At 40.4% G+C, this 12,150-nt stretch carries 11 protein-coding genes; 7 read left to right on the forward strand and 4 right to left on the reverse strand.

Features of this window, described 5'->3' with window-relative positions:
* The 3 genes from QNK26_RS10085 to QNK26_RS10095 all read right to left on the reverse strand — a co-directional run.
* Window positions 1–347 (reverse strand): OB-fold nucleic acid binding domain-containing protein (locus tag QNK26_RS10085; RefSeq protein ID WP_319222655.1); only part of this gene is annotated, 347 nt, incomplete at its 3' end.
* A 67-nt stretch (window positions 348–414) separates the two neighbouring features.
* Complete coding sequence (locus QNK26_RS10090) at window positions 415–747, reverse strand: SMR family transporter (protein WP_319222656.1); 333 nt, start codon at window positions 745–747, stop codon at window positions 415–417.
* The gene (locus QNK26_RS10095; RefSeq protein WP_319222658.1) at window positions 740–1,072 is read right to left on the reverse strand and encodes a multidrug efflux SMR transporter; all 333 of its coding nucleotides are present in this window, start codon (window positions 1,070–1,072) and stop codon (window positions 740–742) included. The genes QNK26_RS10090 and QNK26_RS10095 overlap by 8 nt, the downstream gene beginning before the upstream one ends.
* 132 nt (window positions 1,073–1,204) lie before the next feature.
* Between QNK26_RS10095 and QNK26_RS10100 the strand changes: the two genes are divergently transcribed.
* From QNK26_RS10100 to QNK26_RS10130, 7 genes are all read left to right on the forward strand, one after another.
* Entirely contained in the window at window positions 1,205–2,089 is an 885-nt protein-coding gene (locus QNK26_RS10100; RefSeq protein WP_319222659.1) for a LysR family transcriptional regulator, read from the forward strand.
* 81 nt (window positions 2,090–2,170) lie between these two features.
* Window positions 2,171–2,770: a Yip1 family protein gene (locus tag QNK26_RS10105; RefSeq protein ID WP_319222660.1), complete on the forward strand. Its 600-nt coding sequence runs from the start codon at window positions 2,171–2,173 to the stop codon at window positions 2,768–2,770.
* A gap of 326 nt (window positions 2,771–3,096) precedes the next feature.
* Window positions 3,097–5,250 (forward strand): FAD-dependent oxidoreductase, encoded by a 2,154-nt coding sequence (locus QNK26_RS10110; RefSeq protein ID WP_319222662.1) that lies wholly within the window; start codon window positions 3,097–3,099, stop codon window positions 5,248–5,250.
* Window positions 5,251–5,407: 157 nt separating this feature from the next.
* Window positions 5,408–6,823: a PLP-dependent aminotransferase family protein gene (locus tag QNK26_RS10115; protein WP_319222663.1), complete on the forward strand. Its 1,416-nt coding sequence runs from the start codon at window positions 5,408–5,410 to the stop codon at window positions 6,821–6,823.
* A 315-nt stretch (window positions 6,824–7,138) separates the two neighbouring features.
* Window positions 7,139–8,545: a cytochrome c oxidase accessory protein CcoG gene (gene ccoG, locus QNK26_RS10120; RefSeq protein ID WP_319222664.1), complete on the forward strand. Its 1,407-nt coding sequence runs from the start codon at window positions 7,139–7,141 to the stop codon at window positions 8,543–8,545.
* Between the two features lie 173 nt (window positions 8,546–8,718).
* A complete protein-coding gene (locus QNK26_RS10125; RefSeq protein WP_319222665.1) occupies window positions 8,719–9,708 on the forward strand; it encodes a serine/threonine protein kinase in 990 nt (329 codons plus the stop codon).
* Between the two features lie 50 nt (window positions 9,709–9,758).
* Window positions 9,759–10,382, forward strand: coding sequence for a thiol:disulfide interchange protein DsbA/DsbL (locus QNK26_RS10130; protein WP_319222666.1), 624 nt, complete (start codon window positions 9,759–9,761; stop codon window positions 10,380–10,382).
* Between the two features lie 72 nt (window positions 10,383–10,454).
* Here QNK26_RS10130 and QNK26_RS10135 read toward each other — a convergent pair whose 3' ends face one another.
* Window positions 10,455–12,116 carry an AMP-binding protein gene (locus QNK26_RS10135; protein ID WP_319222667.1) on the reverse strand — a complete coding sequence of 554 codons (1,662 nt, stop codon included), beginning with the start codon at window positions 12,114–12,116 and terminating at the stop codon, window positions 10,455–10,457.
* Window positions 12,117–12,150: the final 34 nt, after the last annotated feature.

The following is a 12,150-nucleotide window of genomic DNA, read 5'->3' on the forward strand; positions in this document are numbered from 1 at the left end:
CCAATATCCCATTTTTTAAATTGTTCATTGTAGAAGTTTTCAGGCAGATTATCACGGCTCACGTACAATTGGATTTTTCCACCCATATCCTGCAGTGTCACAAAACTTGCTTTACCCATAATACGACGAGTCATGATACGACCAGCAACTTTAACTGTTACCTTTGACGCTTCTAATTCATCGCTCGATTTGTCACCATAAGTGTTTAACAAATCGTTAGAAATTGAATCCCGACGGAATGTATTTGGGAAGGCGTTACCTTGCTTTTGTAGCTCAGCTAACTTGTGGTGACGTTGTTCAACTTCACTTTGAAAATCGATTTCTGGGTTTTGGATAGTTTCTGACATATAGAGCCTCTGGTGTTTAGTTTATTAATGCATGTTTATAAAATTTACTGTGAGTTAATAATTACGTTCAGTGTGAAAATTGCAGTACCACAATGCCTGAAATTAAAAGTGGTACGCCTATTTGGCTACGACGTCCTATCGTTGCGCCGAACATGTATTTATCGACTAAAAGGGTACCGATAATACCGCCAGCCCCCCACGTCGCATAAGCAATCGATAATTGGATTGACTGTACAGCCTGACCCAGACTGATAAACGCTGCCGCAACCAGTAAGATGGCAAATACCCCTGGTACTTTATTTTTAAAACCATCTGATAGTTTTAAAAAATAATTTGCAGCGATATCTAACAATATGGAAAAGCATAAAAATAGTATGTGTATGAGTTCAGCGTTATTCATCGTTATGTCCTTCATCAGAATTAATAAAGATAAGTCCAGCGACGATCAAACCAACACCAAAAATTTTAGCTAGGGTGATATGTTCATCAAATAGATAATTACTTATTATTGTTATAAGTAAAATACCGACCCCTTCCCAAATGGCATAAGCCACACCTAAGGGAATTTTTTGTATCGCTTTTGACAATAGAAAATAGGACAGACCTATTAATATTATCATTGCTATTGTGCCTGTTACTGGACTGTTTTCAGCGGAGTAGCGCATGGATATCGTGCCTGCAACTTCGGCTATAATGGCCAATAACAGCATCATGCTGTGATACATAAATAATCCCTAGTTGTGGTTAATAATGCTTTAATTAAATCCTCGATTTAACTACTATGGACTTGAGTCTATCCTTGGCTCTAAAAAAGGTGAAATCGCTCAGCGCTAGTTTTTTCATCACTGGGGGTTATTGTGAGATTGATACAAATTGAGATGTTCTTGTTGGCGGTTAAAACTGGGTCTGTTTCCGAAGCGGCTATTGAGTTAGGAAAAAGTCGTTCAACGGTCAGTGCTGCGCTGCTTGCGCTTGAAGATGAGCTCGGGGTAGATCTATTAATACGTAGTGGTAATAAAATTGAGTTAAGTAATATTGGTGAAAATATTGTTGCTGATTGTCAGCGGATTTTGCATCTATCTAAAGGCGTTCATGCAAAATGTGCACATCACCTTGCGGGGGCTGAGTCGGCATTAAGAATCGCTCGAGATGATGCATTACCCGAAAAGTTTTGGAGTCAACTTATCGGTGAAATTGAAACTAAATTTCCGCATACTTCATTATCAATATACGCCGCGCCAACACCTGAGTTAATCGGTTACGTTGAGGATAACAAAGTGGATATCGCCTATGGTATAGTCACTAATAATCATGATTATCAACGGCATGCGAGGTATGAGTTGGGCCAGATCCGCATGATGGCGGTTGCGGCTGCCACACATCCTTTACATACCATCGGCAATCGTTTGACCAGTAATGACTTAGCGCTATACACCGAAATTGTGTTGGCTTATATGGATGGACTATTAACAGTTGAAGCGTCTATCAGCAATCGCTATATCGGTTTAACATTTTATGAATACTTACGTGATGCAGTATGTAATGGGGTTGGCTGGGCTAAGGTGCCTGCGCCTCTTATTACGGAACAACTTAGAAATGAAACACTTAAAGTTCTTCGTTATAAAAAGTCGATGAGTTGGGAAATCTATGGTGAAATTACTGGTGTGGATTTTTGTCGTGGTGCCGTGACCGATTGGATTGCAGAGCAAATTGAGCACTACTTGATTACTGAGTCACACTAACAACTAATTCTTGCTGGGTAACTGGCAATCTCAATATATTCGCTAATACTTAATGAAAGTCTTACATTAAGGAGTCGACTTATGTTGGTAAAACACTTATGGGGTTTATATGTGCAGCCCAAGGACGAATGGATTGATATTGATACCCACCATGAGTCTTTATTATCGGTAGTTGTGAGTTTGTTGTTTTTTGCTTTAATACCGGCGATATCAGCTTGGTATACAGCAACTGTAACAGGCTGGAAGCTTGGTGTTGGAGAAACCACCTATTTATCTTCCTCAAGCGCAGGGATAATGGCTGTTGGTATGGTTATTATCAGTATTGTGCTTGTGGTTACATTTGCAATCTTTGTACAGTGGATGGCGGGTAACTTTGGTTCATCATCGAGCTTTACTCAGGCCTTAGAATTAACGACATACACTGCAGCCCCTATCTTTATTACCGGTATTGCTGCGTTGATCCCTGTTGCTTGGGTCATTATGCTGGCGTTATTAGTGGGGGTAACCTTCTCGGTGCGAGCCCTTTACACCGGAGTACCAGTGATCATGCATATCACTGAAGAGCGTGGTTTCATTTATGCGTCGTCATTATTGACTGTTGGTCTGGTATTATTTGTCGCATCGATGGGCTTTACTGTGGTGATGTGGAGCTTTGGCTTAGGGCCACAATTTGTTATTTAATCCCGTTTATAGCCTAAATTTATTTTATCGCAGCGATGTCGGTTAGTGTCTACCTCGCTGCTTTTTCATATTTGATATATTCTATATTTAATCAAATTATTTTCCCTGCCTCATGTTTCCTAAAATATATTGCCACAGCAAATACTTGTCAGTAAAAATCCAATTACCAAGTAGATTAACCTGCGCAGATCCATTAATGTAATTTAACTGTTCTGAAACTTAACCATAAATATAGAAATAGCAGATTGTCGTGAGACTTTTGTGATGATTCAGGGTTAGGCTTACAGTAATACCGAGTTATTTATGTGTGCAAGGATAGGTGCCAGATGGCTATTAATGATAAAGAACCAAAATCCCAGAATAAAAAAATTATTATCGCAGTGATTATTACCGTATTTTCATTGTGGTATGGGTTTGATTTAAATCAATACGCTTCTCTGGAGCAAATAAAAGCATTGCAGCAAAGTTCTGGTGATTATATTGCTGAGCATCAATCCTTGGCTATGCTGATCTTTTTTGTTAGTTATGTTGTTATCACCGGGTTTTCATTACCTGGGGCGGTATTACTGACGTTGTTAGGTGGCGGCTTGTTTGGTTTTGGTTATGGGTTATTACTTATCTCTTTTGCTAGTTCTATTGGGGCAACGCTGGCCTTTTTAGTTAGCCGCTATTTATTACGAGATTATGTGCAAAAGAAATTCGGAGCGCGCCTTAATGCGATTAATAAAGGGGTGGAAAAGGAAGGTAACTTTTACTTATTCTCGCTACGTTTAATTCCTGTTTTCCCGTTCTTTTTAATTAATATTTTGATGGGATTAACTAAGATTAGTACCCGTAGTTTTTACCTAGTAAGTCAAGTGGGTATGCTCGCTGGTACCGCTGTTTATGTTTGGGCTGGTACACAATTAAGTGAAATAAACAGTTTGTCGGGTATCGCGTCACCTTCGTTACTCAGTGCGTTGGTGCTATTAGGCGTTTTTCCTTGGATTGCCAAGCGTGGATTAGCCATGTTTAGTGAACGTCAACGTTACGCTCGTTGGGATAAACCTAAGTCATTTGATCGAAACATGATTATCATTGGTGCCGGAGCCGGTGGTTTGGTTAGCGCTTACATTGCGGCTGCGGTTAAATCAAAAGTAACCTTAGTGGAAAAGCACCGTATGGGTGGTGACTGTTTGAATACCGGTTGCGTACCTTCTAAAGCATTGATCCGTAGCGCACATGCAGTGGCTGAAATTGGCCGTGCCAATGAGTTTGGTATTGATGTGGAGATTAAAAATATCAACTTTGCAAGAGTGATGGGACGTATTCAGCATGTCATTAAGACGATAGAGCCACACGACTCTATTGCGCGTTATTCGGCGATGGGCGTTGAGTGCCTAACTGCAGAAGCTAAAATTATCGATCCTTGGCATGTACAAATTGGCGACCAGGTATTAACCACTAAAAATATTGTGGTGGCAACGGGCGCTCGTCCTATTGTGCCGCCAATCCCTGGGCTCACCGAGGTATCGTATTTAACATCAGATACCTTGTGGCAGTTAACAGATCAACCGCAACGTTTATTAGTATTAGGCGGCGGTCCTATTGGTTGTGAAATAGCACAAAGTTTTGCTCGTTTAGGCTCTACTGTGACACAAGTTGAAATGGCGCCACAATTACTGGGGCGGGAAGATGAAGATGCTGTTGCAGTGGTGCAAGCTGAATTATTTGCTGATGGTGTGACGATATTGTTAGACAATAAAGTAGAGCGTTTTATCAATGAAGGTGGTCAATATAGTGCGCTATTATCGAATGGTGATGCCATTGCATTTGATCAGGTATTTTTAGCGTTAGGGCGCCAGGCTAATATCAGTGGTTTTGGTTTGGAGGCGTTAGATATAGCCATTACTGAACGCGGTCTTATCGAGATTAATGAATTCCAACAAACTTCTATTCCCAATATTTATGCAGTAGGAGATGTTTCTGGGCCTTATCAACTAACCCATGTTGCGGCGCATCAGGCTTGGTTCGCGGCGGTAAATGCTTTGTTTGGGTCGGTGAAAAAGTTTGCCACGGATTATCGTGTTATTCCTGCTGTGACCTATACCTATCCTGAGTTGGCGCGTGTTGGCATCAGCGAAAATGAAGCGCGACAAGCAGAACTTGATTATCAGGTGACCAAGTATGACATTGATGATTTAGATCGTGCTATCACAGATGGTGAAACCAAAGGTTTTGTTAAAGTTATAACCGCAGCCAATAGTGATAAGATTCTAGGGGTTACTATTGTCGCTAGCCACGCTGGTGAGTTGTTGGCGGAATACACGTTAGCAATGAAATATAAATTAGGTTTAAACAAAGTGTTAGGTACTATTCACCCATATCCAACCATGAGTGAAGCAAATAAATATGTAGCAGGTAACTGGAAGCGTAACAACAGCCCTGAGAAATTACTGCTGTGGGTGGCTAAGTTCCATCGTTATATGCGCAAAGCTTAATATGTTCTTTTGCTACTAATGTTTGGATGCCGATTCAGAAAAGAGCGTAGTCCTGAAAATATCGTATATAATCAATCGCACTTAATTCGTTTACTGTGCGCTTGTTGCTTCGCTATTTTTCAGGTCGATATTCAAATAGATAGATTTAGGTAGATTCATGTTGTTACAAAAAAGTCGTTATCATGTGGTTGCGGCTGAGCTCCAATTACAGATTGAACAGCGAATATGGCTACCCGGTGATCGCATACCTTCTATTCGTAAAATGAGCAAAATACAAAATATTAGTCCGATGACGGTGTTAAAAGCCTACGAGCGCTTAGAGTCGGCTGGTTGGATTTATGCTAAACCGCGTTCCGGATATTTTGTTGCCGCTCACCTTAATCGTCTTGCTATCCCTCAACAAACCATCCCTCAGTTAACTAATCGTGCCATTAAGATTAACGAACATGTTTTTGAAGTACTTAAAGCTTGTAAACGTGTTGATATTGTACCACTTGGTTCTGCTTTTCCCGATCCGGCCTTATTTCCGTTAAAACAATTGGGTCAAGCGTTGGCTAAAACCATCAAAACCATGCCAGCGCAAAGTGCTGTCACGGAATTACCACCCGGCAGTGTGGCCTTAAGACGGGCGATTGCTCAGCGTTATATCCGTGACGGTATCGATGTGTCCATTGATGATATCGTGATCACCTCGGGCGCGATGGAATCATTGGGTTTGAGTTTAATGGCGGTGACCAAACCGGGCGATACGGTGGCGATTGAATCACCGGCTTTTTATGGGGTATTGCAAACCGTCGAACGCTTGCAGCTTAAAGCGATTGAGATCACCACCGATCCCCAATTTGGCATGTCAGTTGAAGCGTTGACAAATGCAGTGAAGAATCATGATATTAAAGCCTGTTGGTTGATGAGCAAATACCAAAATCCGTTAGGTGCCACGATGCCTGAAGCAAATAAATTGGCGATCCGAAATGTATTAGCTGCGGCGCAGATCCCGTTACTGGAAGATGATGTTTATAGTGAACTGTATTTCTCAGAACATAAACCTAAACCGATAAAAGCTTATGATGAACAAGGTCTGATATTACATTGTTCATCATTTTCAAAATGCTTAGCGCCTGGTTTTAGAGTCGGTTGGGTGGTTGCTGGTCGCTATGCGAAACAAATAGAACAGCTGCAATTGATGACCACGCTTTCGGCCGCGGTACCGAATCAGTTAGCCATTGCTGAATTTGTCTTGCATGGTAACTATGATATTCATCTGCGTCGATTAAGGCGTCAGCTTGAATCTCGTCAGCAACAGATGCAACATGCAATTGCCCAGTACTTCCCCATCGAAACCAAGATAACTAGACCTAGTGGCGGTTATTTTTTATGGATTGTATTAGCTGAACATATTAATACTGGTGAGCTATTGCAAACTTTACTGGATGATCACAATATCAGTATTGCACCTGGAACTTTATTTGCTTGTGATGACAAATACAAAAATTGTATGCGTATTAATTGTTCCTATGCACTGACTGACAACATTCGCCAAGCACTTATTACCTTGGCTCGCTGCATTGCTTGATATCCAATATAAATAAAACTGTTCTAGTCTTTATTTATAACTAAAGCATCTGTTATAGGGTGGTTTAGTATTGATCTGTACTATGCTCATGCGCCTATTTTGTGTTTCAATAGCAGCGCTAATGCATTAAATAATTCTATCCATTAAGAGATAACTGGGTTGGTGTCATGTCAACTTGCTTTCAGCCCTGTCTGCAAGTTTTTCGGTTGCAATAAGTGTTTGATTAAATTGATAAGCATGAGGTAAGTCAAATGATTGTAAAGACTTATAATGCTTTTTTGGTATAATCGAAGATATAAAAATAAGGAGCATGTAATGTCTGAAGAACGCATAAATATAAAAGATGTAACCCCTAAAGTGAAGCCTAAATATACCAATGTTGGCGCTGATAATCATATCTATGTCCGCAACATGACGGGTGTATTTCAGCGACTGAGAAAATACATGGGTTGGTTTTTTATGGTGTTGTTTTTAGCATTACCTTTGTTCCAGTGGGATGGGCAACAGGCGATCTTATTAAATATTGTTGAACAGCGTATTCATATTTTTGGGTTAACTATTTTCCCTCAAGATCTGATGTTATTAGCCCTATTACTGATTGTCTGTGCATTCGCGTTATTTTTTATCACCGCTTATTTAGGTCGGGTATGGTGTGGATTTATGTGTCCACAAACAATCTGGACCTTTATTTTTATTTGGTTTGAAGAGAAAATTGAAGGTTCTGCCAATAAACGTCTGAGGCTAAACCAAGGTCCGGTAACCGTAGACAAAGTGAAAAAGAAAGTACTTAAACACACTGCTTGGTTAAGTTTTTCGGTCATTACCGGCTTGGCATTTATGGCTTATTTTGTGCCTATTTTTCAACTGTACACTGATTTTTTCACCCTGAAAGCCAGTGGTATTGTGTATTTCTGGGTGCTGTTTTTTGCATTTTGTACTTATGGTAATGCCGGCTGGATGCGCAGCATTATGTGTACACATATGTGCCCGTACGCGCGTTTCCAATCGGCAATGTTTGATACTGATACCTTAATTGTTGGTTATGATTTTAATCGCGGTGAGTCTCGTGGACCTCGTTCACGTAAAACCGATCACAAAGCTAAAGGCTTAGGTGATTGTATTGATTGTAATTTATGTGTTCAAGTATGTCCTGCTGGTATTGATATTCGTGATGGCCTGCAGTATGAGTGTATTAACTGTGGCGCTTGTATTGATGCTTGTGATCAAACTATGGAGCGCATGAACTACCCGAAAGGATTGATCCGCTATACTTCTGAAAACGACCTAAATAATAAACCGCATGAGAAAAGCCGTTTTAAGTTAGTTGGTTACGGTATTGTTATGACGTTAATGACGGTGATGTTTGCGATGAGTGTGATGAGTGTTTCGCCAGTGCAAATGGACATTATCCGAGATCGTAATGCGCTCTATCGTGAGAACGCGGATGGTAATATTGAAAATACTTATACATTGAAAATTATCAATAAAACATCATCGATACAGCGATACAGCTTATCGGTTATCGACGTGCCTGAGCATGAATGGTTTGGACCGCGTGAAGTGGAAGTATTGCCTGGTGAATTGTTGATACAGCCTGTGAGTTTAGCTATCGACCCGTATGATCTGCAACAACCTGTGCTTAAAATCAACTTTGTTATCACTGAACAAGGTAATACGCATTATGCGTTTACCCAACAAAGTCGTTTTATCAGCAAGTTATAGTTTCAATCGGTAACTATAAATAGCTTTATAATCTATGTAAGTTAAAGTAAATAGCAAGCCCAGTATCACTGGGCTTGCTATTATTGTATCCAATCTAATACCTGTTATACGTTTATAGCGTGATTTGGATATAGATATGTGGGTATTAGAGAGTCGTTTTTTAGGAAATAACCATGACAGACCAGCCTGTTGACTACCGTTTGCTTTCCCCTGATTTTATGTTGGACGCGATAGAGTCTATCGGTATCCGTGTTGATTCAGGGCTGTTGGAATTAAACAGCTATGAGAATCGGGTATTTCAATTTCTCGATGAAGATCGTCAGCGCTTTGTGGTTAAGTTTTATCGCCCTGTACGTTGGAGCGATGCACAGATCCAAGAAGAGCATGATTTTTCGCTGCAGTTAAAGTCGGCTGAGATTGATGTCGTTGCGCCATTACAATTTGATGGCTGTAGTTTATTCACTTACCAAGGTTTCCGCTTTGCTATTTTCCCTAGTGCCGGTGGTCGTCCTATTGAAGTGGATAACCTCGATGCATTGGAGTCGGTAGGGCGTACCTTAGGTCGCGTTCATCAGTTAGCGAACCAGCAATCATTTGTGCATCGGCCAACATTGTCGATTGCAGAGTTTGTGGACACACCCAAGCTGATATTGCAGCAGAATGATTTTATACCTACGCATTTAGAAAACTCATTCTTTAATGTTTACGATGTGTTAGCTAAAGAAATTGCATTGCAATATAAGCCGGATAATAAGCAATTGATTCGCTTACATGGTGATCTGCATGCCGGTAATATATTGTGGCGTGATAAAGTGACACTATTGGACTTTGACGACTGTCGCCAAGGCCCTGCCGTGCAAGATCTTTGGATGATGCTGCACGGTGAACATCATGAACAATTATTACAATTGGAAGTGATGCTTGAAGGTTATGAGGAATTTTGTTCTTTTGATACTAAGCAGCTGACTTTAATTGAGCCATTGCGTGCGATGCGCATGATGAATTATATGGGCTGGATCGCCAAACGTTGGCAAGATCCGGCTTTTAGTCGTCATTTTGCTTGGTTTACAGATGAGCAATATTGGCAACAGCAGATAACTTTTTTACATGAACAGATTGATAATATGCAAAAATCGCCGTTATCTCTCATTCCCAATTACTAATTTTTTGTACCGTTAATTATGTTTAATTTAAATTTTCAGGAAGGAAAATAATGAAAAAAATATTTATATTGATCACCGCAATGCTATTTTTACCATTTGCGAACGCTGCACAGTTTAAAGAAGGTGTGCATTATGATGTTATCTCTGAACAGGCAACATCAAAACCACAAGTTGCTGAGTACTTTTCGTATTTTTGCCCACACTGTAGTAAATTTGAACCTATCATGACCGACGTGACTAAACGTTTAGCTGATAGTGATATTAAAGTAGAAAAAAATCACGTTGCTTTCATTGGCCGTGAAATGGGTATTGAAATGCAAAAAGCATTTGCGACAGCCGAATTACTGAATGTTGAACATGAAATGTCATCAGCAATCTTCACGGCTATTCACGAGCAAAAACGTCGTTTTAGTGATCGTGATGATATTCGTACCGTATTTACTGACGCTGGCATTGACGGTAATAAGTTCGATGCTGCGGTTAATAGCTTTGCTGTGAATGGTAAAGTTGCACGCATGGATAAAAATACGGCTAAAAACAATATCCGTGGTGTACCAGCACTAATCGTTAACGGTAAATACCAAATCAACATGGGTAGTCTAAAAGCCCGTGGTGAAGAGTTTAACGTTAAATTAGCCTCACTAATTAAATACCTAGCGGCAAAAACTGATTAATGTAGTTGGATTTTAGGTATTAAAAAAGGACGCAATAGCGTCCTTTTTGTTTATCTAAATAACGCTGTTAGGTTACTGTTCCCAAACAATTTTAGCTTGGTGGTTCTCTTCATAGAAAGGTTTAAAGCGGCTTTCTAATTCGTGACGTTTAAATTTAAGTGTTGGTGTTAATAAACCATTATCGACAGTCCACTCATCTTTTAAGACGATGATATGACCGATACGCGCATGTGATTCCAGAGATTTATTGATATGCTGACGTGTTTCTTCAAGGTTACTTGTCATCACTTCTTGGCCTTGCTCACGCGCTTCAGGTGATAGCACCACTAAGGCAACTGGCTGAGTTAGTGCTGTACCGGTAATACAGATTTGCTCAATATTCGGGTTTTCACCAAACTTACATTCAATTGGCACTGGTGTAACGTACTTACCTTTCGATGTTTTGAAGATATCTTTTACACGACCGGTAATTTTTACATAACCGTTAGCGTCGATTTCGCCTTTATCACCCGTTTTGAAATAACCTTCTTCATCGAATGACTCTTTGGTTTGTGCTTCATCTTTGTAATAACCTGTCATCAGGCCATCACCTTTTACTAAGATCTCACCGATCTCTGAAATTTTAAGATCAACACCTTTACCTGGCTTACCAATAGTGCCGATTTTTTGTGGATTAAACGGGTGATTTAACGTGCCGTAAGCTAGGTTTTCTGTCATCCCCCATGCTTCGGTAATATTTAAACCAAGACGCTCATACCATTTTAATAATGCTGGTGATACCGCTGCGGAACCACAACCAAGCATACGGGCATGATGTAAACCGAGACCACGTTTAATTTTCGCTCTAACTAAACCATTAACGAATGGAATTTTAAGTAGGAAATTAAGTTTATGTGCCGGCATTTTTTGTAATACGCCCATTTGGAAGCGAGTCCATAGACGGGGTACTGAAATAAATAATGTCGGTTCTACAGACTGAATATTACTTACAAAGGTATCCAGTGACTCCACAAAGGAGACCACGCCTGCACCGGCATAAATACTGCTGCCTTCAATGTAAACACGTTCAGTGATATGTGCCAGTGGTAAATAAGACAGTAAACGGTCGCCTGCCACAACGCCTAAGCTGGCGATAATATTTTGTGATGCTGATTTGAATGCCGCAAACGTGATCATCACGCCTTTCGGATTACCTGTGCTACCAGAGGTATAAATAATCGACATCAAGCTGTCTAGATCTATTTTCACTGGTGTTGCTAATGGTTGATGCTGCTCAAGTAGATCATTCCATTTATATTGGCAAGTCAATGTTTCGTAAGGGTAGCTAATCGTGATAACGTCTGCTGGCAATTTGCCTTCTAGGTTTTGATAGTTATCTAGCTTACCAACAAATAATACTTTGGCTTCACTGTGCTCGAGCACATAGTTGATTGTTTTCGCGTTTGCTGTTGAATAAATTGGCACACTGATATAACCCGCGTACATAATTGCTAAATCGTTAATAAACCATTCAGCGCTATTCTTTGCAAGGATTGCGACTTTGTCACCTGGTTCTAGCCCCAGTGATTGTAGTGCTTGAGCGATACGCTTGGTTTGGTCAGCCACTTGCGACCAAGTGAACTCGTGAAACGTCCCATTAATAGGCTGGCGTAAATATACCTCATTGGCACGATGCTTTTCCCAGTGCAATAAGGCATCGAGAGGTGTGTTTAAGTTTGGTGCTAATGTGCTCATATGAGATCCCACAAAAAAGGTTAATGCAACAATG

The organism is Moritella sp. (assembly GCF_033791185.1).
GTDB lineage: Bacteria > Pseudomonadota > Gammaproteobacteria > Enterobacterales > Moritellaceae > Moritella.

Bases quoted from the DNA above. Each gene is read 5' to 3' on its own strand.
- QNK26_RS10090 (WP_319222656.1), bottom strand. From the start codon at position 747: ATGAATAACGCTGAACTCATACACATACTATTTTTATGCTTTTCCATA.
- QNK26_RS10095 (WP_319222658.1), bottom strand. From the start codon at position 1,072: ATGTATCACAGCATGATGCTGTTATTGGCCATTATAGCCGAAGTTGCA.
- QNK26_RS10105 (WP_319222660.1), top strand. From the start codon at position 2,171: ATGTTGGTAAAACACTTATGGGGTTTATATGTGCAGCCCAAGGACGAA.
- QNK26_RS10110 (WP_319222662.1), top strand. From the start codon at position 3,097: ATGGCTATTAATGATAAAGAACCAAAATCCCAGAATAAAAAAATTATT.
- QNK26_RS10115 (WP_319222663.1), top strand. From the start codon at position 5,408: ATGTTGTTACAAAAAAGTCGTTATCATGTGGTTGCGGCTGAGCTCCAA.
- ccoG (WP_319222664.1), top strand. From the start codon at position 7,139: ATGTCTGAAGAACGCATAAATATAAAAGATGTAACCCCTAAAGTGAAG.
- QNK26_RS10125 (WP_319222665.1), top strand. From the start codon at position 8,719: ATGACAGACCAGCCTGTTGACTACCGTTTGCTTTCCCCTGATTTTATG.
- QNK26_RS10130 (WP_319222666.1), top strand. From the start codon at position 9,759: ATGAAAAAAATATTTATATTGATCACCGCAATGCTATTTTTACCATTT.
- QNK26_RS10135 (WP_319222667.1), bottom strand. From the start codon at position 12,116: ATGAGCACATTAGCACCAAACTTAAACACACCTCTCGATGCCTTATTG.